Here is a 24,793-nt window from a genome sequence, read left to right on the forward strand (position 1 = left end):
CACCGCGTCAGCTCGGGCAGGTCCCTCCGCTGCCCGGGCTGGTCCGGAACGGCTTCGGCGGCCGGTAGTCCTTCGAGCGCGGATACTCGAAGTTCTTGAGGAGCTCCGCCTTGGTGTTGGTGACGAAGTCGTCGTCGGCGCGCGAGTCCCACACGAGGAAGCCCATGCCGTTGCCCTGGTTCCGGTTGTTGGGGGCCGCCTTGTAGAACGTCCTGGCCTCGATGTTCGGGGGCTGAGGACTCCGCTGACCACAGGAATGTTCTTCTTGGCCAGGGCGCTCGGCGCGTCCTGCGAGTCCTGCTTGCTGTTGGGCGGCCCCATCAAAGCCACCAGCGAGGAGTCGTCCTCCTTCAGTCCGGGCCTCAGCCGCCGAGCACTCTGGTCAGGACCGGTCCGACGGTCTGCAACAGGACCTGCGCGGCCGCGGAGTTCGGCGCCGCCGCCGGCTGCGCGCGGATGCGGGCCGCGAGATTGCGCGTCTCGGGGCTCGGCGGCGCGCCGCCAGGACGGTCCCCCATGTCGTCGAATGTACCCCTCATCGGGTCCGGTCACCGGATCTGCGACACCTCAGGGGCCTCATAACTCCCGTGAACCACCGCGGAGTTGGAAGGCGCGAGGAGTCCGACGGACCTTCGACCATCCTGTCCCCCGGGTACACTCTGGCCACGAAGGTCACCGAGATCGGCAAGGTGCTGGAGCGGATGGCGAAGAACCCCCGCAACCACGCCTCACCGACCGCCCCCGCATAGGAGAAGGTCCGTGTCTCAGCCCGGCGAGCCGGCACCGGTGCAGCCCGTCCCCACCACCGCCGACGAGGCCCTGGCCGCCGCCCGGTCCCGGTTCGAAGTGCTGGACCTGGAGGGGAACCCGGCGTCGCTGCACGTGGTGGAGTTCGACATCGGCTTCCTCGTCCACGCTGTCATGGCCCCGCCGCCGCCCGGCGTCCCGGCACCACCCGGCGGCAGCCACATGGTGATCTCCAAGTCCGACGGAGCCGTCACCCACGTCCCCAACTTCCCTCCGGAATCCGCGATCGACCTCTACCGCAGCATGCGCCGGACCCACGGCTGAGGCGCGCACCCGAGGGCGGCCGGCCTGCAAGGCCGGGACGGTGTCGCCCGGAGAAGAGACAATTCCGAGGGTGAGCCCTGTATGGGTGAGGTCGTATCGCACGACAAAGAAGGTCGACTGATCCAGCTGCAGACGTATGTCGACGGAGTGTCGACCGGCCCGTACCGCCGGTGGTGGCCTGACGGGTCCTTGAAGTCAGAGGGAACACTCAGCCTGGGGGCTCACGTTGGCGAATGGCGTTCATGGCACTGTAATGGCCAGTCGGCAAAGCACGTCTACTCCGAACGCGGCTTGGACGTAAGCGGCCGCCAATGGGACAAGGAAGGCAACCTTGTCCAGGAGCACGGTGACTTTCACGAGGACGCCACCAGAGCCCCCGGAATCGTACGGCGCGATTGACGACGGGCCCAGGAGTGGCCGAACGTGGCCGGCGGCCTGCACTTGCCCGTGACCAGGTCGAACTCCTGAACAAGCACCTCACGGCTCTGCTGGCCCTCGGGGTTGAGCCACCTCTCGGCGGTCGCGAGCGCCTGCTCCTGGCTGATCACGGAGTTCCCTTCGGCGATTCGAGTCTTTCGAGACTACGGACGGGCGACGGCGGCGGCGCCGCGCCGGGTGGCCCGCTGTCAGGCGGTCGGGCGGGCATCGGCCGCAGGCTCGGGGGCCGGCTCAGGGGTCGGCTCGGGCCGTGCCGGGCGGATACGCAGCGCCTTCACGGCGCCCTCCGTGGCGACCAGGAGGATGCCCTCGGCGGAGAGGTCGGTTCCCGTGAGGGGTGTGGCGGAGACCAGGGCCGTGACGAGTTGTTCGTCGCCCTTCTGCGCGCCGCGATGCCACACGCGGACGTAGTCGGTGCCGCGGCTGAACCCGAGTGGCGCCGCGGCGCGTTCGTCGTCCGAGGGGCGTTGGATCCGGGTCGGGTCGGCGTCGTCGATGACAGCGCCGGTGGTGAGGTTCTGCACCAGTACGGCGGGGGAATCGGGGTCGTCCGACTTCAACGGGCTTGCGCCCGGCGTGCCTTGAGGCACCACGCTCACGGCGACCGGGATCGGAGCCTCGTCGACGCCGTCCGCCCCAGCCGTGGCCAGCTTCCCGACGGTCACGCCGGTCACGCCGGTGACCGGCACGCTCCACAAGGTGTGCCACGGAAGCTCCGGCAGCGACTGGCGCAGCACCGCCGCGTATTCCGGCAGCCCGTCCTCGACGAACGCGGTCTCCAGGAACGCCGCCCGCAGCATGGCGGGCGCCTGCGTGCGGGTGAGCAGCGGGGCGGTGCGCAGGTACGTGCGCCCCGGCGCCGCCAACTGCTCGTACGGCAGGGCCTCCACCGCGGCGCGCAGCAGCACCGGGTCGGCCTGGGCGAACAGGTTGGGGTCGGTGAGGAGCCGGGGCAGCAGTCCGGCCTCCAGGGTGTGTCCCGCGATGCGGTCGCGTACGTACTCGCCGGCCCTGGCCCAGTCCTGGTCGGGCACGGCCTCCAGCAGTTCCATGGCGATACGTGCCTGCGCCCCGGACACATCCGCGATGCCCGCCCGAACGGCCTCGCCGATGCCTGGGTGCTGGAGAGCCACGAGGGTCTGTTCGCCCTCGGGGATGTCCTCGCCGTCCCGCTCGACGGGGCGGATGAAGGGGGCGGCGAGCCGCAAGCCCCGCGCCATGTCCTCGCTCATGTCCCGCTCGGCGACGGCGGAGGCGAGTGGTGTCAGCAGGTGCACGGGCAGGCCTTCGCCCTCGGCGAGGGCGAGGGGCGCGAGCAGCTGCCGCAGGGTGCGGGGGTGGGCGCCGAGCCGCTGGGCGTGCAGGTCGAGCGCTTCGCCCACGCTGCCCGGCAGTTGGCCCGCTTCCACTTCGGCCGCCGGGTCGAAGCCTTCCGGGTGCGTCAGGATCGACTGCACGGCGAGGTGCACGGTGAGACGGCTGCCCGCACCGTCGCCCGCGTGCCGGGCGATCGCCTCGGCGAGGGCGCGCCGGGCGGCGGGCTCGGTCGTGAACGGCAGTGCGGGCGCGCCGAATTGGGGGTTGAGGAGGGCCTCGGCCTGCAGCACGAGCCCCTCGGGGTCGAACCACTCGGGGGCGTCGAGGTCGATGATCCGGGCGACGCCGGCGGGCAGCCCCTCGGCGAGTTCGGCGGCCAACTCGCGGGGCACGTCGGCGAGCAGGCGTACGGATTCCACGGCGGCGAGAGGCTTGAGCACGTCCCGCACGAGTCGCGCGGGCTCTCCGGCTCCCCGCACCGGCCCGGCCTGGTCGACATCCGGCACCACGATCGTCACCGGCCGCCCGGACGCGGCGAGTTGGCCCAGTTCGGGGTAGATGTCGGCGGCGCGGGTCGCGGACAGCTCGTAGTGGTCGGCGAGCAGCCACAGGGTCTGCGCCGCCGTCAGCCCCGCGACGCTGGGCACCGCGGGCGCGGGCAGGTCCGGCGGCACGGTCGCCGGGTCGAACGCGTCGAGGTCGAGCCCCTTGCGGTACTCCGGGTCGCAGAGCATCAGGAAGCCCGTGAGCAGCCGCGAGCACCCGGTGCCCGGGCTGCCCGTCAGGATGACGACCCGGGGCGCGCCCGGCCACTCCATCCGCCACGCGGCGAGCACCCGCAGCGCGGCGTTGCGTCCCCCGATGTACGGGTGCGGCTCGTAGCCGGCATGGGCCCGCTCCGGGGCCTGGGTCGGGCTGGTCATCGTTCCCCCGTTGTCCTGTCCGTCCGACACCGTCACGTCGTGTTTGACCGTACGGCGTTCATCCTACGAGGGCCGCACGGGCCGAACCACGCCCCGTCCGTCGCTTGTTACCCAGGTGTCGCGCTCACCTGCCGCCCGGACGCGGGCCGTTGCGGGTCCGCGGCCGGGGCCGTGCTCGATCATGGGTGGATGACTGCCTTCTACCATGTGTGTTTCGTCGTCCCGGACATCGAGCGGGCGATGCGGGACTTCCGGCGCTCTGCCGGGGTCGAGTGGAGCGAGCCCGCGTCCGACCGGCTCGGCGAGTGGGACTACGGATCGTGTTCACCACGGGCGGGCCGCCGTTCATCGAGCTGATCGAAGGGCCGCCGGGCAGCCCCTGGGACGCGCCCGAGGGGGCCCGGTTCGACCACATCGGCTTCTGGACCAGCGATGTACGGGAGGGTTCCCGGCGGCTGGAGGCGGAGGGCCTGCCCGTGGACTTCTCCGGCTGCCCTTACGGTCGGCCCTTCGCCTATCACCAGGTGGACAGCATCGGCGCGCGGATCGAACTCGTCGACCTGGCCAGGCAGGCCCCCTTCCTCGACCGCTGGCACCCGGGCGGGGAGGCGATGCCCGCCGTCGACGAGGACACCCGAGGCTGACCCCCGACAGGTGTCACCCTTCGGCGTCGGGACCGAAGAGTGTGGCGAGGGCTCGGTCGACGACCGACTCCACGTCCTCCTTGCCCGCCGGCACGAGCGCGTACGTGCCCAGCAGGAAGCGCCGCAGGACCGAGGTGTCGAACTGGACGACGGCCATCCCCTGCGGCGCGTGCAGCTCGACGACGGTACGGGCGCGGCCGCACGGCCACACATGGACGTCCCCGGTCCCGGTCGGCAGGCGCAGGCCGTCGTCGAGGAGGGTGCGGGCGAAGGCCCATGTCACCTCGATCCCGTCGAGGGTGGCCTCAGCCGGGAACACCAGCTGGAGGGCGAGGGGGTCGGCGGACTTGTAGCGCAGGGTGACGGTGACACTGCGCTCGGGACCCTGACCCTCGGCCACGACGAGGCGGGCGCGGGCGGACTGTTCGAGCGTGACGGGCAGCGTGGTCGGCATGGCAGGCCCCTTTCAGTGCTGCGTGTTCCAGGTGCCCGTTCGACGCGGCGGCGGGGTGCGGGATTACGGCGTTTGCGAAAAACCTTGTTGTGACCTGTGCCACTCACCCCTCCCATAATCCGACATTTGTGGCTTACGGTTTCAAACTCCTCCTCATTTGCCTCATTCGCCTCATTCTCGTCGCCCTCCTCGTTCCCCTCGCCCGATCCGCAGTCGGGCGGAGGCCCGGATGTGCATCTGACCGAATGAGCGCCTGAATGAGCAACGCCGACGTCGGACGGAACGGAAGACTCCTGCCATGACCGACGGCCCCGCCGCCGCGCCGATGCCCCCCGCCGCCACGGAGGGCGGCCTCAGCCCCGCCGCGTACGCGCGGATCTACGAGGCGGAGCAGCCGCACCTCGTCGCGTACGCCCGCTCGCTCACCGGCAACGCCTGGCTCGCCGACGATCTCGTCGCCGAGGCGCACTTCCGGGTCTGGCGGCGCCTCGCGGCGGGGCACGACATCGACAACGTGGCCGCGTACCTGACGACGACCGTGCGGAACCTGGCGGCCTCGGCCGGGCGCGGGGCGGCGCGCGAGACACCCCTCGATCCGCACGCAGGACTCGAACCGATGCAGGTGTCGAGCGACGCGTACGGTGCCGGGGCCTACGGCGACCAGGACCCGGCCGCCCGCGCCTCCGCCGTGGACCTGCTCTCCCAGGTCCTCGGGCAGCTGCCGAAGCGCTGGGTGAAGGCCCTGTGGCTCTCCGAAGCGGAGGGTCAGCCGCTGGAGGCGGTGGGCCGGGGCATCGGCGCGGGCAGCGGGGCCACGGCCGTGCTGCTGCATCGTGCCCGGGAGGGCATGCGGCAGGGGTTCCTGCGCGCGCACCCGGGGACCCCGGACGATCCGGCGTGCGCGAGCCACTGGGACCGGATGCCCGCGCATGTGCGCGGCAGCGCGTCCGCGCGCCAGTCGGAGAAGCTCCTCGCACACACCGACGACTGCGACGACTGCCGGGCGCGGCTCGCGGTCCTGCTGCGCGCCAACGACCGGCTGCCGGCCCTGGTGGGTCCGGCGCTCCTGATCTTCGTGCTCGGCGGGGCGGGGAAGTTCCTGGTGCCGCTCATGGCCGGTGCCGGGGCCGGTGCCACCGGCGCCGCCGCGGGCGGACACGGCACGGGTACCGGGCTGCTGCACGGCGTACGACATGCACTGACCGGCGGGGCGAAAGCGCAGGGAGCCGTCGCCGGGGTGCTCGGTGTGTCGGTGGCCGGTGCCGCCGTCGCGGCCGGTCTCATGCTGACGGGGAACGGTGACACGGTGCCGCCGCAGCGGTCGGCGGCGGTGCAGAGCGAGACACCCGGTGGGCGGGATGATGCTCCGTCGTCTCCGTCGTCCCCGTCGTCCCCGTCCTCGCCCTCCTCCTCGCCCTCCTCCTCACCTCAGCCCTCGTCCCCGTCGTCGGAGCCGTCAACTTCCGGTTCGCGTGAGCCCGTTGCTCCGGAGGACCGGTCGCAGCGGGCGGCCGGATCGGGGGCGGAGGCGGAGGTGGCGCCGGAAGGCTCTGAGGGCACGGAGAAGCCCGCCGCTCCCAAGGCACCGGCCGAGCCGCAGGACACCGAGGCCCCGAGCGACCCGGCCACGCCGACCACTCCCCCGGATCCGCCCGCCGCCGAGCGGGCGATACCGGAGGACGCTCCGGCCGAGCAGCGGCCCGACACACCTACGCCGACTCCGACACCGACACCGTCCACGGATGCGCCGACTCCGACTCCGACGACCGAGCCCACCACGCCGACGAGTCCCGCACCCACCACACCTGAGCCCACGGAGCCTGCCGAGCCCACCACCCCCGCCCCGCCGGAGACCAGCGCACCCTCCCCCACCTGCACCCGCTGGCTCGGCCCGATCTTCATCTGCCACACCCACTGACACCGGGGTCAGCCGAGCAGCCCTGCCTCCTGCGCCAACACCGCCGCCTGGACCCGGTTCGTGCAGTCGGTGCGGGTGAGGATGCTGCTGATGTGGGCCTTCACCGTGCCGGAGCTCAGGTGGAGTTGGGCGGCGATCTCGGCGTTGGACAGGCCGGTGCCGAGCAGCCGCAGAATGTCACGCTCGGCGGGTGTCAGGCCGGCGATCCGGTCTGCCGCCGCGTCGCCGGTGCGGCCCATGCGGGTCCGGAAGTCGACGAGTTGGCGGGTCACCTGCGGGGCGAGGACGGGGTCGCCCGCGGCTGCACGGCGTACGGCGTCGATGAGTTCGCGGGGGCCGGTGTCCTTGAGGAGGTAGCCGTAAGCTCCGGCACGCAGGGCGCTGGTGACGGTCGGCTCCTCGCCGAAGGCCGTCAGCATGACCGCGCGGGTGCGCGGCGCGTGGCGGGCGATCTCGGCGACGGCGGTGATGCCGTCCCCCGGCATGCGGATGTCGAGGAGGGCGACGTCGATGGTGTGCACGCGGCAGGCCTCGACGGCCTCGCCGGCGTTCTGCGCCTCCGCCACGATGCGGATCTCGTCGTCGTGCTCGAGGACCAGCCGGACCCCGGTGCGCATCAGCGCCTCGTCGTCGGCGATCAGGACTCGGATCATCGGCTCAGTCTAGAACGGCCATGATCAACAGGGCGATGGTGCCGCCGATCGTCGGCAGCAGCACCAGCAGCGCCGCGCAGCCGCCTCCCAGGATGCGGGGCCATGTGAGGACTTCCGTGGAGAGCGGGGGCCGGGAGCCCGCTCCGTCGGACAGTGGCTTCGACGAAAGGGCGTACGCGGACTGCGCGTCGGGCCGCACGGGTATCCGGGCGGAGAGGGCGAAGCCTCCGTCCGGGCGTGGACCGGCGTGCATGGTGCCCCCGAGCAGGCTGATCCTTTCGTGGAGGCCGACGAGTCCGCTGCGGTTCCCGGCTCCGGGTGAACGGGGCGTCGGCGGGGCGCCGTTGACGACTGTGATCACCACCGTTTCACCCACGCCCCCGCCCCTTCCCCTGCCCTGGCTTTCACCTTCGCTGCCGTCTTCGCTCTGGAACGTCACGCGTACACGCGCACCAGGCGCATGCTTCAGCGCGTTGGTGAGTCCTTCGCGGGTGACGCGGTGGACGGCCTGCCGGGTGCGGGCGTCCGCGTCCGGCAACTCGTGGCCGTTCCAGTGCAGTTCGACGTCGACGCCCGCGTTCCGGGATTCCACGACGAGGGCGGAGAGGTCCTCGCGGGTTCCTCTCTCGCCGATGTCCTCGCCTGACCGGTGGCGCAGGACGCCGAGGATGCCGCGCAGTTCGTCCATCGCGGTTCCGGCGGTGGTGTGCAGCAGTTCGGCCTGCGGGGCGAGCGGGGGTGCCTGCTTCTCGGCGGCGAGTTGGAGGGCTCCCGCGTGCACGGAGATGAGGCCGATGCGGTGGCCGAGCAGGTCGTGCATCTCGGCGGCGATGCGCGTGCGTTCCTCCATACGGGCCGCCTCGTCGGTGAGGAGGCGAGCCTGTTCGAGGTAGGCGTTGCGCTCCCGCAGCAGCCCCAGCAGCGGGCGCCGGTGCCCCATGACCCTGCCGGACAGCGCGGGCAGCAGGACGAACAGTGCGGCGAGGCCTGCGCCGGTGACCAGGTACGGCAACGCAGGCAACTCGCTCTGTGCCTGACCGACGACCGCCAGGAGCACGGAACCTGCCGCGGTCGCCCCGACCGCCGCCCAGGCGCGCCGCGCGGAGGGGATGCGGCGTACGGCGGACCACACGACACACGGCACCACCACCGTCGCCCACACGTTCTCCCCGGCGAGCACTGGCATGCAGCCAAGGACCGCGAGGGTCGGGTACCTGCGCCGCGCGGGCACGAGCAGCGCCGCCCACACACCAACGAGGGCCACAGGGACGGGGTGAGCCGGTGGGATCAGAGGCACCGGCACGAGCGAGCACACCAGGACCAGGCCGGCGAGTACCGACTCGATCACGACCGTTCGCCGGGGCGCGGCCCGCACCGCGTTGCGGATCGCGGCGGCCTCGCGGCGTACCCGCGCCCACGACGGTCGCGTTACCGGGCTCATGACTTCCTCCGTGCCAATCCGCACGAATCCGCGCGAATCCGTGTGGGCCGCTGTGAATCACTGTGAATCCGTACGGATTCCGTTCTCAACGGCTGATCGTTTCACAGGTGTTGGCGTCCACTCCGGCCTCAGGCGGGCCGTGCCGCTCCGCCGGGCACCCGGAGCTCCGGCTCCGCACGCAGCCCGTCGACGTCCACGCCGCTCTCGGTCAGCACCCGCTCGATCTCCGCCGCGGACCCGGCGTCCGTCCCGGTCTCGTCGAGCAGCGCCGCCAGGAGGTGTGTCGTGCCGACGGTGGGCGAGCCGTGGTGGGAGGCGGTGAACTGGGTGACGTGCAGGAGCCGCCGCTCGAAGTCGGCGGGGCCGCTGACCTCCGCGGGTTCGCCCTCCTCGACGCCGGTGGTGGGCAGCAGGACACGGGCGAGGGTGTCCTGCCGGGCTCCGTGCCGGCGCAGGAGTTCCGCGCCTCGGTTCGCCGACCGCAGCTGCTCGGGCAGCTCACGCCCCGCGACGCGCAACGACCGGTCCAGCGCGAGGATGCCCAGCAGTGTGTCGACGGCCCGCGTGTGCGGCTCGCCCCGCCGCACCGTCACCCGTGGCGCCTCCGAACGCACCGCGCCCACGAGCGCGGAGCCGAACCCCGCGCCGCCGCCGAAGACCCAGGCGGCGAACTTCCGGGCCAGCGGATTGCCGCTCTTCCCGAACGTCCCCGCCTTGCGCAGGATGAACACCGCGGTGGGCTCCGGCACTTCGTCGCTCCCCCGCAACGCCTCCAGCGCGATCGCGGCGGCCGCGACATCCAGCTTCTCCACGACCATGGCCTCGCGGGCGCGCGTCCCGGGCAACTCGACCAGGGCGTGCGCCACATGACGTACGCGCACCGAAACCGTGCCCTCGTCCCGTGCGGCCTCCAGTGCCTTCCGCAGACAGGATCGCAACGCGCCGGTCATGGGCGGGAGTTGAACGGGCCCCGGGACCCACCCCTCCTTCTCCTCCTTTGCCTCCTTCCCCTTCCTCTCCTTCTTCGCCTTCTTCTGGTTCTCCCGACGTCGCCGTTTGGCCTCCTCGTGCCGGACCTCCCGCCACAGGGCGTCGATCTCCCGCTCGTCGTCCGGGCTCCCCGCCGCGCCGTCCCCCACGTCGGCACTGACCCACACGGACGTCCCCCGGCACCCGATCGACCCGCCGAGCGAGCCGGAGGCCCGCATCCCGGGGGCGATCGCGGAGCCGACGGCCGAGTCGCCCGACACGAGCGCGTACAGGACGCTCTCCGTGCCGAGGTCCTCGCGTTCCTGCCTGGCCGCCGCGCGCACCGCCTCCAGCAGCAGATTGAAGACGTCCTTCTCGAACTCGGTGGCCAGGCCGATGTCATGGGTGGACGTTCGCTGGTCCATGGTGGCTTCCCCTCCGTGGCGTCACTGGTGGCGACGGTGGTGTCTGCGGTGTCGCCTGCTGAGAAGGACGCTAGCCCGGGGTTCTCCGGCTCCGCGTCGGCCGACCGTCCAGGGTTCCGGTCCGATCGGCCGGGATGTGCGAGCCACCCATGGGCCCATCGGCCCGGGGGCGGCTCAGCCCATGTCCGCGTCGGCGGTCACCGCATCGACCACGTCCCTGAGTTGGGCGCGCGCGGTGATGCCGAGCTTCGGGAACGCACGGTAGAGGTGTGAGCCGACGGTGCGCGGGGACAGGTAGAGCTTCTCGGCCACCTCGCGGTTGGTCAGGCCCCGCGCGGCGAGCCGCACGATCTCCTGTTGCTGGGCGGTGAGTGTCGCGAAGGCGTCCGGCTCCGCCGGTCCGCTCCGGTCTCCGGCGGCCCTGAGTTCGGACTGGGACCGCGCCGCCCATGGCTGCGCGCCCAGCCGCCGAAACACGGCCTCGGCCTCGACGAGCGGCTGACGGGCGTCGGCGATCCGCCGTCGGCGGCGCAGCCACCGCCCGTACGCCAATCGGGCCCGGGCCTGCTCGAAGGGCCGGCGGCCGAGCGCCGGGTTGTCCAGGGCGGCGGCGAAGTGCCGCTCGGCGTCGGCCTCCTCGTCGGCGGGGGTGAGCACCGCCCGGCTCAGCTGGACGAGGGCACTCCTGCGAGGGGCGAGAGCACCCGCGTACGCCAAGGACTCCTCGACTCCGTCGACGATCCCGGTGGCCTCAACCTCGTGGTGTGTCCGGGCCGCGGCGGCCGCCAGCTCGAGCAGTGCCGGGTACGAGAGGTGGTAGTGCGCGGCGGTGCCCCGGCCGTCGAAGAGCATCCGGTAGTGCTGGTAGGCGGTTTCGTGGTCGCCTTCGGCGGTGGCGGCGGTGCCCAACGCGCGGTGGGCGAGGACGAGGACGGAACGGCTCTCGTTCGGGTCGACCAGCGACAGGGCGTGCCTGGCCCGGTCGCGGGCTCCGGTCACGTCCCCGCGCAGGGCCCGCAGCAGCGCCTCGGTCGAGACGGCACAGGCCACGGCATGGTCGAGGCCCGCACCGGACGCCACGGCTTCGAGGTCGGCGCAGGCGCTTTGGGCGCGGGCCCAGCGCCCCTGTTCCAGGTAGGCGAGGGCGGCGACCCCTCCGAGGCCGTCCGGCAGCGGTTCCTGCGACTTCCAGGAGGCGAAGGCGTCGTCGAAGGTCCGTGCCGCCGTGTCGGTCTCGTCGAGCAGCCAGGCCGCGACGGCGAGCAGGGTGAGCGTCTCCGGCTCCTTGCGGGCGGCCACGGCCAGGGCGGGCAGTTGCGATACGAGGTGCGGGTCGGCCGCCTGCGGGTGTGCGACGGTTCCGGCCCAGGCCGCGAGGAGGCACTCCCGGTCGCCGGACTCGGGGCCGGGGTGAACGGGCAGCAGGCGTTCGATCTCGTGCAGCTGGGCCGTGTCACCGGAGTAGAAGCGGACCACCGCGGCGGCGGCGAGAGCTTCCAGCGCCGCTCCGGAGGCCCCACGGTCCGCCAACACGGCGGCGGGGCGCATCAGTTGACCGAAGGCGGCGCTGTGCGAGGCGGTCAGGGACATGAGCCGGCCGACCTGGAGGTCCGCGAGGGCCGCGGTCTTCGGATCGTCGGTGCTGGAGCGGGTGCGGGCGGCGAGCCGTTCGACCGCGTCGAGTCGGCCGGTGAGGACCGCCGTCGTGGTCGCGGCGGTGAGCAGCCGGGTGCTCTCGCGCCGGTCGGGGTGGAGTTCCGCGGCCCTCTCCAACATGTGCGCGGCGGCCGCGTGGCCACTGCGCCGTCGCGCCCGGTCCGCGCCGGCCTCGAGTGCGGCCGACACCCGCGCGCTCGGTCCGGAGGTGGCGGCGGCGAGGTGCCAGGCATGCCGGTCGGGGTCCTGCTCGCGGAAGAGCTCGGCCAGTTCGAGGTGTGCCGCTTGCCGCTCGTGCGCGGGGGCCGCCTGATAGACAGCGAGGCGGGACAGCGGATCGCCGTGCCGCAGCCGTCCCCCGCCCCGCCGTACGAGCCCGGCCTTCTCGGCGGGAGTCCACACCGGGTCGGCGACGTCGGGCAGCCAGGACCGCACCGCCTGTACGGGGTCCTCGGTGTGCGCGGTGGCGAGGCGGACCACGGCGCGGCGGGTCGCGTCGGGGAGGGCCGCCAGCTCGTCGGCGTAGAGCCGCTCCAGCCTGTCGCTGACCGGCAGCGGGCCGTCGGGGCCAGGCACACCGTCGTCACCGGCGGTGGCACCGGTGGTGGCGCGGGCCAGTTCCACCAGCGCGAGCGGGTTGCCCTCGGCCTGGTCGAGGACGCGGTCCCGGACGAGTCCGGCCGGCACCCGGGGCTGGAGGTCCAGCAGCCGCGCCGCCGCGCTCCGGTCGAGCGGTGCCAGTTCGAGGACCGTCTCCCTCGCGGTGGTGTCTCGCGGCACACCGTCCCGCGCGACCAGAAGGGTCACGGGTTCGTCTGCGGACAAGCGTCGAGCGGCGAAGGAGAGGGCGTCGAGCGAGGCCGGATCGACCCACTGCGCGTCGTCCACGACCACCAACAGCGGCTGTCGAGCGGCGAGTTCGGACAGCAGGGCCAGTACGGCGATCCCGATGAGCATGGGATCCGGCGCCCGGTCCGTATCCGCCTCCCGCTCCGCCAGACCGAAGGCGGCATGCATGGCTTCGCGCTGCCGCGACGGCAGTGTCTCCATGCCCTCGCGAACCGGACGCAGCAGCTGGTGCAGGCCGGAGTACGGCAGGCCGCTCTCGGACCGACTGCCGTGTGCCCGCAGCACCCGTCCGCCGTCCGCGGCGAACCGCTCCGCGACGGCTTCCAGCAGGGTGGTCCTGCCGCTGCCGGGCGCTCCCACCACGGTCACCAGCGGGCCCTTCGGCCCCGGATTCCGCACCGCCGCGAGCAGCGTGCGCAGCTCCGCGTCCCTGACCACGTCGTCCACCAGCCCTCTCCGCCTCCCCCACATCGTACGAAGACGGGCCCAGTACAGGTGCAAGTGCAAGTGCAGTCAGGTGACCGATACCGCCGAGGCATCCCCCGCCCGCAGGGTGGACGGCACCCAAGGCCACCACGGCGACGAGCCACCCGAGCCACCCGAGCCACCAAGGAGAGCCATGTCTCCCCACGCCTCCCCCACGACCGGCACCGCAGCACCGACAGTCACCACCCTCGAACTGGGCGACGTTCAGATCCACCGCGTCATGGAGTTCTCCGACACCACCCCGATGACGACCGATGTCTTCTTCCCCAACAGCAGGCCGGAGGAATGGCAGCGACACACCGACCTCCTTGCACCCCACCACTGGGACCCGCGGAGCGACCTCACCCGTGCTGCCACCCAGTCCTGGGTGCTGCGCAGCGAGGGCCGGATCATCCTGATCGACACAGGCGCGGGCAACGACAAGTACCGTCCGCTGCAACCGATCTGGTCCTACCTGAACACCGGATACCTGGAGAATCTCGCCGCCGTCGGGGTGCGCCCGGAGGATGTCGACCTCGTCGTCAACACCCACCTGCACGACGACCACGTCGGCTGGAACACCCGGCTCGAGGGCCGGGACTGGGTTCCGACGTTCCCCAACGCGACGTACCTCATGCCGCGCCGCGACTTCGAGTACTGGAAGCCGGAGAACCTCCACAACACCGTGTTCGGCCGGGGCAATCAGAACGTCTACGAGGACAGCGTCGAACCGGTCGCCGACGCCGGCCTTGTGGAGACCTGGGACGATTCGTACACCATCGACTCCCACCTCCGTCTCGAGTCGGCCCCCGGCCACACACCGGGCACCTCGATCATCCATCTGGAGTCGGCGGGCGATCGGGCGATCTTCGCGGCCGACCTTCTGCACGGTGCGATCCAGGTGCACGAGCCGCACATCAACAGCTGCTTCGAGGAGGACGAGGACGGCGCCCGCGCCAGCCGTGCGCGCATGTTCGCGCACGCCGCCGACACCAACGCCCTCGTCCTCCCGGCCCACCTGCCCGGCCACGGCGCGTTCGAGGTGCGCCATGAGGGTTCCGGTTTCCGGCTCGCCAACTGGGCGCCCTTCTCCCTCACTTGATCAGCGGTCAGGCGCCTACTGCGGGCCGACCTCCGGGGCGACCGCGCGGCTCACGCAGTCGCGGAGCAGGGCGCGCCGCTGGTCGTGCACGCTCGCGGGTTCCTCGGCGGAGGCGGCGTAGACGTTGCTCACCGGGGACCAGGCCATGGACATGGCGATGACCATGGCCATCACGTCGAAGGGGTCTCCCTGGCGGATGCGCCCGGCGGCCTGGGCCTCCGCGATGGCGCCGAGCTTGCGGTCGTCGTACTGGTCGTGGTCCGCGACGAGGTGCCCGGTCGGGCGCCGCTCCAGGCGGGCCCAGGTCGCGAGCCGGATCAGATCGGGGCGGCCGAGGTACTCGTCGTAGAGGCGCACCGCCCAGTCGGCGAGGTCCGTGGCGTCGATGGCGACGACATTGGTGATCCGCTCCAGTGAGGCGAAGAAGATCGCGTCGAAGAGCTGTTCCTTGTTGCCGAAGTAGCCATAGAGCTGCGCCTTGTTGGTGCGCGCTCCGGCGATGATCCGCTCGACGCGTGCGCCGGCGATGCCGTACTGGGCGAATTCCTGTGTGGCGACGTCGACGATGCGCTGGTACGTCGCCGCTCCGCGGCTGCTGGATGGCTGGTCGGGCATGACCGCACCGTAACAGACAGACTCGTCTGTTTGCTTCTCGGCCCGCATGCACCTATTGTCAAACAGACCGAACAGTCTGTCTGAGGGTCTGGCCAAGGAGTGTGCGATGCGTTCCACGACGGGATGGCGAGCGGACGGCGCGACGCGGACACTGCGCCGCGCGCCACTGGAGCGCCGGGACCTGCGCCCGGACGACATCGCGATACGCGTCGACTACTGCGGCGTCTGCCACACGGATCTGCACGCGCTGCGGGCGCACGGGAGCGACGCGAAGGAAGTGCTCGTGCCGGGGCACGAGTTCACCGGCGTGGTGAGCGAGGCCGGCAGCGCGGTGGCCGACTTCTCCCCGGGCGATCCGGTGGCCGTCGGCAACATCGTCGACTCGTGCGGCGAGTGCCGTATGTGCCGGGCCGGCCAGGAGAACTTCTGCCGCGAGTTCCCGACCCTGACCTACGGCGGAGCCGACCGGCAGGACGGATCGACCACGCTGGGCGGGTACGCCCGCGAGTACGTCGTGAACCATCGGTTCGCCCACCGCCTCCCGGCCGGGCTCGACGCGGCCGCCGCGGCACCTCTGCTCTGCGCCGGCGTCACCGTCTGGGAGCCGCTGCGGGCGCTCGGCGTCGGACCGGGCAGCACGGTCGCCGTGGCCGGACTGGGCGGCCTCGGACACCTCGCGGTCAAGATGGCGGCCGGGCTCGGCGCCACGGCCTCCGTCATCAGCCGGTCCCCGGAGAAGGCCGAGGAGGCGCGCGCCCTCGGCGCGCAGGGGTTCGTCGTGTCCACCGATCCGGAGCGGATGGAGGCGGTCCGCGACCATTTCGATGTCGTCATCGACACCATCTCGGCGCCCCACGACCTGGCCCCCTACCTGCGCGTGACCGCCATGGATGGCACCCTCAGCCACCTCGGTCACCTCGGACCGGTCACCGTGGACACTCTGGATCTGCTCATCGGCCGCAAGAAGCTCAGCTCGGCCGGCAGCGGCGGTCGCCCGTCCACCGCCGCCATGCTGCGCTTCTGCGCCGAACACGGCATCACCGCCGACATCGAGCTGCTGCCGTCCGCCCAGGTGAACACGGCCCTCGAACGCCTGGAGCGGAACGACGTCCGCTACCGGTTCGTGCTCGACATGTCCGACCTGGACTGAGGGCTATCCGGCGGGCAGTTGCCGGTACTCGTCGAGCAGGCGCCGCAGCTCCCGCACCATGAACTCGTAGTACGTGTGCATGTCGCGCAGCCGCGCCTGCTGCACCTTCGGCATGCCGGCGCCCCGCTCCTTCGCGGCCTCGGCGAGTTCGAGCAGCTGCTCGGTCTGGGCGAGCTGGTGCTGGAGGCAGCCGCTCCACGCGTCGTCGCGCCATACGTAACCGGCCTGGCGGACGCCGGGCACCTTGACCCGCTCGACCGTGCCGTTCGCGATGAGCAGGCGGGTCATCTCCGATGTCGACCCCTTGCTCGCCCCCAGCACTTCCTGGAGTTCAGACAGCGTCATGGGGTCGGGGCTGAGCATGAGGACGCCCGCCAGCCGTCCGGCGATCGGAGGCCATCCCATCGCGCGCCCGATCCGCCGGCCGAAGTCCTCGACGAGCGACCCGTCGCCCATGGCTGAGCCATTGTCGGCGGTTGGCGGCACCGATCCTCCCCGTACGGAAAAAACTGAAAATTCATTCTTGACTGAACTTTCCTTGGTGCGACACATTACCAGCATCCGCGCGGCAGTCACCGGTGCGGGACGCTCCCGCATCAAGGAGTAGACATGTCACAGCACCAGAAACCTCAGGGCGAGCAGACTCAGGGCGGGAAGGCTCAGCAGGCTCACGACCTGATCGTCGTCGGCGCGGGCTCCTCGGGTGCGGCGCTCGCCGTCCGCGCCGCCGCTCGCGGCCGGCGGGTCCTCCTCCTTGAGGCGGGCCCCGACTACCGCTCGGCGCAGCTGCCGGAGGCGTGGCGTTCCCCCAACCCCGTGGTCGCCCTCATGGATCCCGCGGCCTCCGAACACCTCGTGTGGAACGGCCTGAACTCCTCGCGGACCGAGAAGCAGCCGCAGGCCCCGTACTGGCGCGGCCGTGGTGTGGGCGGCAGTTCGTCCGTCAACGGCCAGATCGCGATCCGGCCCCCGATGGCGGACTTCGAGGAGTGGGCCCGGCTGGGCTGCACCGGTTGGGCACCCGAGGACGTGCTGCCGTACTTCGCCAAGCTGGAGGACGACGACGCGTTCGGCGACCAGCCGTACCATGGCCGCGGCGGGCCGACCCCGATCCACCGGACCGCGAAGGACGACTGGGGAAGCATCGACCGGGCGCTGGCCGACTCGGCGCTGGCTGCCGGGTTCGACTGGGCACCCGACGTCAACGCCCCCGGCGCCCATGGTGTCTCGCCGTACCCGATCAACTCCCGCGACGGGCGCCGTGTCAGTGTCAACGACGCCTACCTCGAAGCCGGGCGCGACCTGCCCGGTCTCACCATCCGCGGCGACGCGCTCGTGGACACCGTCGTCTTCGAAAACGGCCGCGCGGTCGGTGTGCGCGCGGTGATCGACGGGGCTCTCGTCACCGAGTACGCGGACGAGGTGATCCTCAGCGCGGGGGTCATCCACTCCCCCGCGATCCTGCTGCGCTCGGGCATCGGCCCCGCCGCCCAACTGCGGGCGCTGGGCATCGAGGTGCGCCAGGACCTGCCGGTCGGTGTCGGCATGCAGGACCACGCCATGACGGTGCTCTCGCTGCCGCTGCGGCCCGAAGCGGCCATCAAGTCGCCGCACGACCGACACACCAACGTGTGCGTACGCTGGTCCAGCCGGACGGGGACACACTCCGACGACCTCATGTTCGTGTCGCTCAACCAGAACGTCCTGGCCATGGCGACCGCGAACACCCAGGCACACGCAGGTGCCTATGGTGTCTGGCTGAACCGGACCCACTCGCGCGGTGAACTCACCCTCGTGTCCACCGACCCGTCGGTGCACCCGCACGTCGCCCAGCGCATGCTCTCCGACGCACGCGACCTCGCCCCGATGCGCGAAGGGGTGCGCGCCCTCGTCGAGTTGAGCAGAAGCGCGGAGACGGTCGCCGTCCTCGGCGGATCGGTCGAAGAGGCGAACGGCCCACTCTTCGCGGCCCTGGCGGACGACAGCGCCCTCGACGACCACCTGCTCGCCACGGTCCTCGACGCCCAACACGGCACGAGCACCTGCCGGATGGGCGCGCCCGACGCCGCCGGGACGGTCGTCGACCCGGCGTGCCGGGTGCGGGGCGTCCGGGGCCTGCGGGTCGTCGACGCCTCGGTCTTCCCGTCCGTGCCCCGGGCCAACACGAATCTCGCCGCCATCATGACCGGCGAGCTCATGGCCGACCGGCTCGACGCCTGACACCGCCTCCCGTGACGCGCAGAACTCCGTACCGCACAGAAACGGCCCCCACCATGGAAACCCTCCAGAACTTCATCGGCGGCCGGTGGGAGGAACCGGTTCCGGCCGGCGGGGACGACGCCGTCGTCCCCGCCGTGGCCTTCGATGTGGTCAACCCCGCCACCGAGGAGGCCATCGCGCGCTTCCGAGCGAGCGGCGCCGCCGACGTCGACCGCGCCGTGGCCGCGGCGGGCTCCGCGCAGCGCGCGTGGGCCGCGCTCCCCGTGGCGCGGCGCGTGGCACACCTGCACGCTTGGGCCGACACGATCGCCGCCCACGCCGCGGAACTGGCCGAACTGGAATGCCGGGAGATGGGCAAGCCCGTCGGAATCGGGCACACGTTCGTCGAGGGCGCGGTGGCCGGGCTGAAGGCCGCCGCAGACCAGGCACTCACCTACCCGTTCGGCGAAACGGTGACCGGTCCGAGTACGGGTGGGAGTGCGGGCCCGGCGGGCGGGCGGACCGACATCGTCCGCCATCCGCTCGGTGTCACCGCCGTGATCACCCCGTGGAACTTCCCCGTCGCCATGGTCCTCGGCGCGCTCGGGCCGCTGCTCGCCGCCGGGAACACCGTCGTGGTCAAGCCCTCGGAGCGCTCCCCGCTCTCCACGGTGCGGCTGTTCGAGCTGGCCGCCTTCGCCGGGCTGCCCCCGGGCGTGCTCAACCTGGTTCTCGGCGACGGCCGCACCGGCGCGGCGCTGGCGGAGCACGAGGACGTACGACTCGTCCACTTCACCGGTTCGGTCGCGGCGGGCCGCGCCGTGGGGGCGGCGACCGCGGGACGCCTGCACCGCTGCGTGCTCGAACTCGGCGGCAAGGACGCCGTCGTGGTCGACGCCGGGGTCGACCCGGTGGCCACCGCGCAGGCCGTCGCGTTCGGCGCGTTCATCAACACCGGCCAGATCTGCACCTCCATGGAACGGATCTACGTCCATGAGCGGATCGCGGACGCGTTCGTCGAGGCCCTGGTCGCCGCGGCGCACACCTTCACCATCGGCGACGGCCTCGACCCCGCCACCGTGCTCGGCCCCCTCGTGGACGCCCGGCAACGCGACACCGTACGGCGCCATGTCGAGGACGCCGTCACCAAGGGCGCCACCGTGCACACCGGCGGGGCCGTGCCGGAGCGTCCCGGCTACTTCTACCCGGCGACCGTGCTCACCGGGGTCGACGACACCATGCTGGTGATGACCGAGGAGACGTTCGGGCCGGTGGCGCCCGTCACCGTCGTGGCCGACTTCGAGGAGGGCCTCGCCCGCGCCGCTTCCTCCCGCTACGGCCTCGCCGCCACGGTCTACACCGACGACCCCGAGCACATCACGGCGGCCGCACACCTGCCCGTGGGTGTCGTCTGGGTCAACCAGTGGCAGGGCGGTGGCCCCGAGCGGCTCTACGAACCCGCCCGCGACAGCGGCATGGGCGCCACCGGGGCACGCGCCGCGTACGACGCCGCGACCCGGCCCGCCGCCGTACACATCGCCGCCAACTCCCCGGCGGTGGCCCGGTGATGGCCGCCAAGGAGACCGCGGCACGGCACATTCGTGACGCCGAGGACAGCCTGATCGCCCTGTCCCACCGCATCCACGCCCACCCTGAGTTGGCGTTCGAGGAGCATCGCGCCAGCCGCTGGGTCGCCGATGCCCTCAGCGACGCGGGGTTCGCGGTCCGGCACGGGTACTGCGACCTGCCGACCGCCGTGGAGGCGACCATCGGCACCGGTCCGACACACATCGCGATCTGCGCGGAGTACGACGCGCTGCCCGACATCGGACACGCCTGCGGCCACAACATCATCGCCGCGGCGGCGGTCGGCGCCGGGATCGGGTTGGCCCCCTTGGCGGACGAACTCGGCCTGACCGTACGGGTGTTGGGCACGCCCGCCGAGGAGGGCGGCGGCGGCAAGGTGCTGATGCTGGAACGCGGCGCGTTCGACGGCGTGCACGCGGCCATGATGGTGCACCCGGCCGCGGTCGAGATGGCGGCGATGCCGGGCCTGGCCGTCACCCAGCTCGACGTGACCTACCAAGGCAAGCCGGCACACGCCGGCGCCTATCCCGAACGGGGCGTGAACGCGGCGGACGCCATGACCCTCGCCCAAGTGGGCATCGGGCTGCTGCGCCAGCAGACCGCCGCCTCCGACCGGATCCACGGCGTCGTCACGCAGGCCGGTTCCGCCGCCAATGTCATCCCCGATGCCAGCCGCGGTCACTGGATCGTGCGCAGCGACACCCTGGACGCACTGCAACCGCTGACGGAGCGGGTGTACCGCTGTTTCGAGGCCGGCGCACTGGCCACGGGCTGCGACCTGTCCACCGTGCCGGTCGGCCCCGACTACGCCGACCTGCGCCCGGACCAGGCACTCCTGGACCTGTGGGTCGCCAACGCGACGGCGCTCGGCCGCGGCTTCCCCGAACTGCCGAGCAGCGTCGCGGGCGCCGCCACCGACATGGGCAACGTCTCCCATGTGGTGCCGACCATCCACCCCATGCTCGGCCTCGACTGCGCGCCCGCGGTCAACCACCAGCCGGAGTTCACCGCCGCGTGCGTCACACCGGCGGCGGACCGGGCCGTGCTCGACGGGGCGACCGGCATGGCGTGGACGGCCATCGACGTCGCGCTGGCGACCGCACCAACCAAGTGACCGACTAACTGTCCAACTGACGCAGGTTGTCCCTCGCCCAGTCCTCGAAGCTGGTCAGCGGAACACCCAGGGCTCGCGCGAACTCCGGGCGGCCCGGCTGGCTCGCGGCGTTCATGAAGGCACCGGAGGCGCCCATGGGCGGCATTCCGGCGGCGAGCGCCTCCTCCAGGGTCAGGTCCGGCGCGGTGATCGGCCGGTCGAGTACGCGGCTGAGGATCTCGGCGACCTCCGCCATCGACCGGTACTCACTGGCCAGTTCGAGCTCCACCTCGTGGAAACGGTCCGGGTCCGTCAGGGCGGCCGCGGCCGTGGTGCCGATGTCGGTGACCGCGGTGAGGGAGAGCCGGGTGTCGGGCTTGATGAGTGTGATCAGGCCGCCGTCGATACCGTGCGGAAAGAGGTAGGCCATGGAGGGCAGCAGGTTCTCCATGAAGAAGCCCGGCTTGATGAGGGTCCAGCGCGCGAAGCCCGCCTTGCGGACCAGGTCCTGGATGGCGGCCTTGGTGCCGAGGGCGGGTGCCATGAAGTCCCAGTGCCCCTCGGCCCAGCCGGGCACCTCGGTGTGCTGCCCCGCGCCGGCGACGGAGGTGTGCACGAACTGCTCCACGCCGGCGGCACGGGCACCGTCGACGAGGTTGGCCGCCTGAGCCAGTTCGTTGTCGAAGTCGACGCCCTCCTTGGTGAAGAGCGGCATCTGGACCGAGAAGACGGCGCGGGCCCCCTCTGCGGCGCGGGTCACGGAGCCACGGTCCAGGAGATCCCCGGTGACGAGCCGCGCGCCGAGCGCGGCGACGGCGCGGGCCCGTTCGGTGCCGGGGTCCCGGACCAGGGCGCGTACGGGGACGCCCGCCGCCAGCAGCGCCCGGGCGGTGGCGCCGCCCTGCCGCCCGGTGGCGCCGGTGACGAGCACGGGGTCATGAAGCTGCGTCGGATCGACATGCGGAACAGACATGAGTGAACTCCCTCGACAAGATAAACGGCGGGGCCCGCCACTTCTGCTCGGCTACGATATGGCGGACCCCGCCGTTTAGCAATCCTGGAGCTGATGACATGGTCGAGCGGCAGCGCGCCGACGCCCGGCGCAACTACGAGCGGATCCTCACCGTGGCCGAGGAAGAGGTCGCCGCACACGGCGCGGACGCCTCGCTGGAGCAGATCGCGCGCGTGGCCGGGGTGGGCTCCGCGACCGTACGCAGACACTTCCCGACCCGGCGGGCACTGCTGGAAGCGGTCTCCCAGCAGCGGATCGAGACACTGTGCGCACGGGCACACGAACTCGACACCCGCGACGACGACGGCCGGGGCGCGCTACTGGAGTGGCTGGGCGAGGTGCTCGCCTACTGCGTCACCGCGCGCGGGCTCGCGGCCGCGCTCTCGTACGACGCGGACCACGATCCCGTAGGCGGCAACTCCTGTGCGGCGGCGCTGATCGAGGCGGGCGAGCCGCTGCTGCGCGGCGCCGCGCGGGAGGGCGCGGTGGATTCGCGGGTCACGGTCGAGGACCTGATCACGCTGGCCGTCGGCCTCGCCCTCGCGACGGAACACCACCCCGATCCCACCGCCCGCGCCGAGGCACTGCTCGGCCTCGCGGTGGCGGGGATCAGCCCGGAACGACACTGACCGACACAGACCGGCACAGCCCGGCCGACCGTACCGCCGACCCGAAGCCCATGGGACTCCGTACCCACCCGCGCACACCTATAGAGTTGCGCAAACAAGCAAGGTACGAACGCGAACGGAGAACGACCAACTCATGGGCATCATCAGCTGGATCATCCTGGGCCTCATAGCCGGAGCCATCGCCAAGGTTCTGCTCCCCGGCCGTGATCCGGGCGGCCTCATCGGCACCACACTCATCGGCGTCGCGGGCGCCTTCGTGGGCGGCTGGCTGTCGTCCCGTTTCCTCGACCGCCCCATCACCAAGGACTTCTTCGACCTGCCCACGTGGATCGCCGCCATCGCGGGCTCGCTCGTCCTTCTCATCGGCTACCGGGTGCTGTTCGGCAACTCGCGGGACTGACACGGCTTCTCACCCGATGCTCAGCGCCAGGCAGAAGTCGATGCGGTCGCGCAGAGTGGCGAGGCTGTGGCCGGTCAGCTGCTCCACCCGCTGGAGCCGGTAGCGCAACGTGTTGACGTGGATGTGGAGTTGCTCCGCACAGCGCTGCCACGAGCCGGAGGCATCGAGGAACGCGCTGAGCGTGGCCACGAGTTCGCTGCCGTGCGCGGCGTCGTAGTTCTCGACGACGCCGATCAGGCGGTCGCGGTAGAAGCGGCGCACGTCGTCGGGGACGGCCGCGAGCAGGAGCTGGTAGGAGGAGAGCGAACCGGTGTCGGCGGTGCGTACGGTGCCGGTTTCGAGGACCGCGACGCGGAGCGCGTTGCGGGCCTCGTCCAGGGAACGGCGCAGGCCGGTCGTGCCCGTGGCCGGCTCCCCCGTGCCGATGGCGGCGTGACCGTCCGCGAGGAGCGGGGCGAGCCGCTCGGCGGCGCCTGATGTGTCGTGCTCGCCCTCGGGGACGAGCATGAGGTACGAGCCGTCCTCGGCGGGTATCGGCACCGAGCTGCCGGGCAGCCGTTCGGCGACGTCCTCCAGGACGGTGGCGGCGAGTTCCGCCCCGTACGGGCCCCCGGTGGTGCGCACGTACAGGGCGCTCAGCGGCGCGCCGAGGTCGAGGCCGAGGCTGGTGAGCCGGGCGGCGGCCGCCTCCTCCCGGCCGGCGGCGAGCAGGTCGACGGCCTCCCGCAGGAAGCGCGCCTCGACGCGGCGGCGCTCCTGGGCCGCGGCGCCGTCGAGCGCGAGCAGCGCGCACACCTCCCACGCGGCGTCGGCCACGCCCGGCGCCCAGTCCCGGTAGTCGCCGAAGGAGGCGAGATACGCGGAGGGCGGGCGGCGCGCGGCCGGTGACTCGACGGGGAACAGGGTGAGTTCGCCGCGGCCGGAGACGGTGCGCACGGCGGGGAAGCCGCCCGCGCCGAGTGCGTCGTGGTGGGCGCGGGCGAGTTGCCGCTCGCTCACCATGGGGACCCCGCCCGCGCGCGGCGCCCCGGTCGCGGAGAGCACCGCACACCACACGCCGGTGGCCCGCGCGAACACGTCGATGAGTCCCTCGGCCCCCTCCCCCGCGGCCATGCTGGCGACAAGTCCGCGGTGCAGGTTCACGGAAGGCGCGCGACGGTGGCCGCCCCCGAGCGCGGCGTGCACGGTCTCGGTGAGCGCGGCGAACGACACGTCGTCGTCGATGGTGAGCAGTGTCAGGCCGTGCCGGGTGCAGGCGTCGGCGAGCGGCACGGGCACTGTGCCGACGTCCGCGGTTCCGGCGACGAGCGCGGCGACACCCGCGCCCGCCAGGGCGGCGACGAACACATCGGCGTCGCGCGGCTCGTGGTACCAGGTGGTGCTGGTCAGGACGAGTTCCCCGCCGTCGAGGTAACGGCCCGGGTCGGGCAGGTCGGTGGTGTAGACGCCCCGGATGCGCGGGCTCTCGACGGGGGACGCCACGACGGACCGCAGCCCGAGTCGTGGCATCGCGAGCAGTTCGGCGAGCTCCACCGGTCGGCCTCCTCCGCACCGCCCACGGGAGGGGCGGGCGACTCGTGTTACAGGCATGCACACCGGCGTGCAAGGGGTTTGGAGCATAGTACGGGCCCACCGCGCGAAATGGGCCGCTCGTCTGGAGAGATCTGCAATCCCGCGAGCGCCGCGACGCCGGTTCACTGAGACACGCGACGACCGGTTCACGCATCGACCGAGTCGCGCGACGAGCCGCATGTCCCGCACCTGCACCCGCACCCGCACACCC

Annotated in this window: 25 protein-coding genes; 12 read left to right on the forward strand and 13 right to left on the reverse strand. The window is 72.2% G+C overall.

Annotated elements, in window-relative coordinates:
- Positions 1–7: 7 nt before the first annotated feature.
- Positions 8–166, reverse strand: coding sequence for a hypothetical protein (locus ACFV9W_RS07190; protein ID WP_385756434.1), 159 nt, complete (start codon positions 164–166; stop codon positions 8–10).
- 196 nt (positions 167–362) lie between these two features.
- Positions 363–518: a hypothetical protein gene (locus ACFV9W_RS07195; RefSeq protein WP_385756436.1), complete on the reverse strand. Its 156-nt coding sequence runs from the start codon at positions 516–518 to the stop codon at positions 363–365.
- Positions 519–587: 69 nt separating this feature from the next.
- Here ACFV9W_RS07195 and ACFV9W_RS07200 point away from each other — a divergent pair, with 69 nt between their 5' ends.
- Entirely contained in the window at positions 588–749 is a 162-nt protein-coding gene (locus ACFV9W_RS07200) for a hypothetical protein (RefSeq protein ID WP_385756437.1), read from the forward strand.
- Between the two features lie 10 nt (positions 750–759).
- A complete protein-coding gene (locus ACFV9W_RS07205) occupies positions 760–1,071 on the forward strand; it encodes a hypothetical protein (protein WP_385756439.1) in 312 nt (103 codons plus the stop codon).
- A 353-nt stretch (positions 1,072–1,424) separates the two neighbouring features.
- Here the strand turns inward: ACFV9W_RS07205 and ACFV9W_RS07210 are convergent, their stop codons facing one another.
- Both ACFV9W_RS07210 and ACFV9W_RS07215 read right to left on the reverse strand, forming a co-directional pair.
- The gene (locus tag ACFV9W_RS07210; protein WP_385756441.1) at positions 1,425–1,619 is read right to left on the reverse strand and encodes a hypothetical protein; all 195 of its coding nucleotides are present in this window, start codon (positions 1,617–1,619) and stop codon (positions 1,425–1,427) included.
- 78 nt (positions 1,620–1,697) lie between these two features.
- Positions 1,698–3,749, reverse strand: coding sequence for an ATP-binding protein (locus tag ACFV9W_RS07215; protein WP_385756443.1), 2,052 nt, complete (start codon positions 3,747–3,749; stop codon positions 1,698–1,700).
- 189 nt (positions 3,750–3,938) lie between these two features.
- On the opposite strand from ACFV9W_RS07215, the gene ACFV9W_RS07220 reads away from it, so the two are divergent.
- The gene (locus ACFV9W_RS07220) at positions 3,939–4,106 is read left to right on the forward strand and encodes a hypothetical protein (RefSeq protein WP_385756444.1); all 168 of its coding nucleotides are present in this window, start codon (positions 3,939–3,941) and stop codon (positions 4,104–4,106) included.
- Positions 4,070–4,393, forward strand: coding sequence for a VOC family protein (locus tag ACFV9W_RS07225; RefSeq protein WP_385756446.1), 324 nt, complete (start codon positions 4,070–4,072; stop codon positions 4,391–4,393). Before ACFV9W_RS07220 ends, ACFV9W_RS07225 begins: the two co-directional genes overlap by 37 nt.
- A gap of 13 nt (positions 4,394–4,406) precedes the next feature.
- Here the strand turns inward: ACFV9W_RS07225 and ACFV9W_RS07230 are convergent, their stop codons facing one another.
- Positions 4,407–4,847 (reverse strand): SsgA family sporulation/cell division regulator, encoded by a 441-nt coding sequence (locus ACFV9W_RS07230; RefSeq protein ID WP_385756449.1) that lies wholly within the window; start codon positions 4,845–4,847, stop codon positions 4,407–4,409.
- A 298-nt stretch (positions 4,848–5,145) separates the two neighbouring features.
- On the opposite strand from ACFV9W_RS07230, the gene ACFV9W_RS07235 reads away from it, so the two are divergent.
- Positions 5,146–6,765 carry a sigma factor gene (locus ACFV9W_RS07235; protein WP_385756451.1) on the forward strand — a complete coding sequence of 540 codons (1,620 nt, stop codon included), beginning with the start codon at positions 5,146–5,148 and terminating at the stop codon, positions 6,763–6,765.
- Positions 6,766–6,773: 8 nt separating this feature from the next.
- Here the strand turns inward: ACFV9W_RS07235 and ACFV9W_RS07240 are convergent, their stop codons facing one another.
- From ACFV9W_RS07240 to ACFV9W_RS07255, 4 genes are all read right to left on the reverse strand, one after another.
- A complete protein-coding gene (locus ACFV9W_RS07240; protein ID WP_385756453.1) occupies positions 6,774–7,418 on the reverse strand; it encodes a response regulator in 645 nt (214 codons plus the stop codon).
- Positions 7,419–7,422: 4 nt separating this feature from the next.
- Positions 7,423–8,859 (reverse strand): sensor histidine kinase, encoded by a 1,437-nt coding sequence (locus ACFV9W_RS07245; RefSeq protein ID WP_385756455.1) that lies wholly within the window; start codon positions 8,857–8,859, stop codon positions 7,423–7,425.
- 128 nt (positions 8,860–8,987) lie between these two features.
- Positions 8,988–10,253 carry a hypothetical protein gene (locus ACFV9W_RS07250; RefSeq protein WP_385756456.1) on the reverse strand — a complete coding sequence of 422 codons (1,266 nt, stop codon included), beginning with the start codon at positions 10,251–10,253 and terminating at the stop codon, positions 8,988–8,990.
- A 174-nt stretch (positions 10,254–10,427) separates the two neighbouring features.
- Entirely contained in the window at positions 10,428–13,205 is a 2,778-nt protein-coding gene (locus ACFV9W_RS07255) for an ATP-binding protein (protein ID WP_385756458.1), read from the reverse strand.
- A gap of 172 nt (positions 13,206–13,377) precedes the next feature.
- Between ACFV9W_RS07255 and ACFV9W_RS07260 the strand changes: the two genes are divergently transcribed.
- Entirely contained in the window at positions 13,378–14,325 is a 948-nt protein-coding gene (locus ACFV9W_RS07260) for an MBL fold metallo-hydrolase (RefSeq protein ID WP_385756460.1), read from the forward strand.
- Between the two features lie 15 nt (positions 14,326–14,340).
- On the opposite strand, the gene ACFV9W_RS07265 is transcribed toward ACFV9W_RS07260, so the two are convergent.
- Complete coding sequence (locus ACFV9W_RS07265) at positions 14,341–14,940, reverse strand: TetR family transcriptional regulator (RefSeq protein WP_385756462.1); 600 nt, start codon at positions 14,938–14,940, stop codon at positions 14,341–14,343.
- Between the two features lie 106 nt (positions 14,941–15,046).
- On the opposite strand from ACFV9W_RS07265, the gene ACFV9W_RS07270 reads away from it, so the two are divergent.
- Entirely contained in the window at positions 15,047–16,090 is a 1,044-nt protein-coding gene (locus tag ACFV9W_RS07270) for an NAD(P)-dependent alcohol dehydrogenase (protein ID WP_385756464.1), read from the forward strand.
- Between the two features lie 3 nt (positions 16,091–16,093).
- Here the strand turns inward: ACFV9W_RS07270 and ACFV9W_RS07275 are convergent, their stop codons facing one another.
- Complete coding sequence (locus ACFV9W_RS07275; RefSeq protein ID WP_385756466.1) at positions 16,094–16,546, reverse strand: GbsR/MarR family transcriptional regulator; 453 nt, start codon at positions 16,544–16,546, stop codon at positions 16,094–16,096.
- 153 nt (positions 16,547–16,699) lie between these two features.
- On the opposite strand from ACFV9W_RS07275, the gene ACFV9W_RS07280 reads away from it, so the two are divergent.
- Genes ACFV9W_RS07280 through ACFV9W_RS07290 form a run of 3 tightly spaced genes read left to right on the forward strand, consistent with a single transcriptional unit; the run spans position 16,700 to position 20,990 of the window.
- Positions 16,700–18,310, forward strand: a complete 1,611-nt coding sequence (locus ACFV9W_RS07280) for a GMC family oxidoreductase (protein ID WP_385756468.1) — start codon at positions 16,700–16,702, stop codon at positions 18,308–18,310.
- Between the two features lie 53 nt (positions 18,311–18,363).
- Positions 18,364–19,857, forward strand: coding sequence for an aldehyde dehydrogenase family protein (locus ACFV9W_RS07285; RefSeq protein ID WP_385756470.1), 1,494 nt, complete (start codon positions 18,364–18,366; stop codon positions 19,855–19,857).
- Positions 19,857–20,990 (forward strand): M20 family metallopeptidase, encoded by a 1,134-nt coding sequence (locus tag ACFV9W_RS07290; protein ID WP_385756472.1) that lies wholly within the window; start codon positions 19,857–19,859, stop codon positions 20,988–20,990. The genes ACFV9W_RS07285 and ACFV9W_RS07290 overlap by 1 nt, the downstream gene beginning before the upstream one ends.
- Before the next feature lie 4 nt (positions 20,991–20,994).
- Here the strand turns inward: ACFV9W_RS07290 and ACFV9W_RS07295 are convergent, their stop codons facing one another.
- Positions 20,995–21,942, reverse strand: coding sequence for an NmrA/HSCARG family protein (locus ACFV9W_RS07295; protein ID WP_385756474.1), 948 nt, complete (start codon positions 21,940–21,942; stop codon positions 20,995–20,997).
- Between the two features lie 98 nt (positions 21,943–22,040).
- Here ACFV9W_RS07295 and ACFV9W_RS07300 point away from each other — a divergent pair, with 98 nt between their 5' ends.
- Positions 22,041–22,610, forward strand: a complete 570-nt coding sequence (locus ACFV9W_RS07300) for a TetR/AcrR family transcriptional regulator (RefSeq protein WP_385756475.1) — start codon at positions 22,041–22,043, stop codon at positions 22,608–22,610.
- A 133-nt stretch (positions 22,611–22,743) separates the two neighbouring features.
- Positions 22,744–23,010, forward strand: coding sequence for a GlsB/YeaQ/YmgE family stress response membrane protein (locus tag ACFV9W_RS07305; protein WP_385756476.1), 267 nt, complete (start codon positions 22,744–22,746; stop codon positions 23,008–23,010).
- 9 nt (positions 23,011–23,019) lie between these two features.
- Here ACFV9W_RS07305 and ACFV9W_RS07310 read toward each other — a convergent pair whose 3' ends face one another.
- Positions 23,020–24,543 (reverse strand): helix-turn-helix domain-containing protein, encoded by a 1,524-nt coding sequence (locus ACFV9W_RS07310; RefSeq protein ID WP_385756478.1) that lies wholly within the window; start codon positions 24,541–24,543, stop codon positions 23,020–23,022.
- Between the last annotated feature and the right edge of the window lie 250 nt (positions 24,544–24,793).

It is taken from the genome of Streptomyces sp. NPDC059897, assembly GCF_042730865.1.
Classification (GTDB): domain Bacteria; phylum Actinomycetota; class Actinomycetes; order Streptomycetales; family Streptomycetaceae; genus Streptomyces.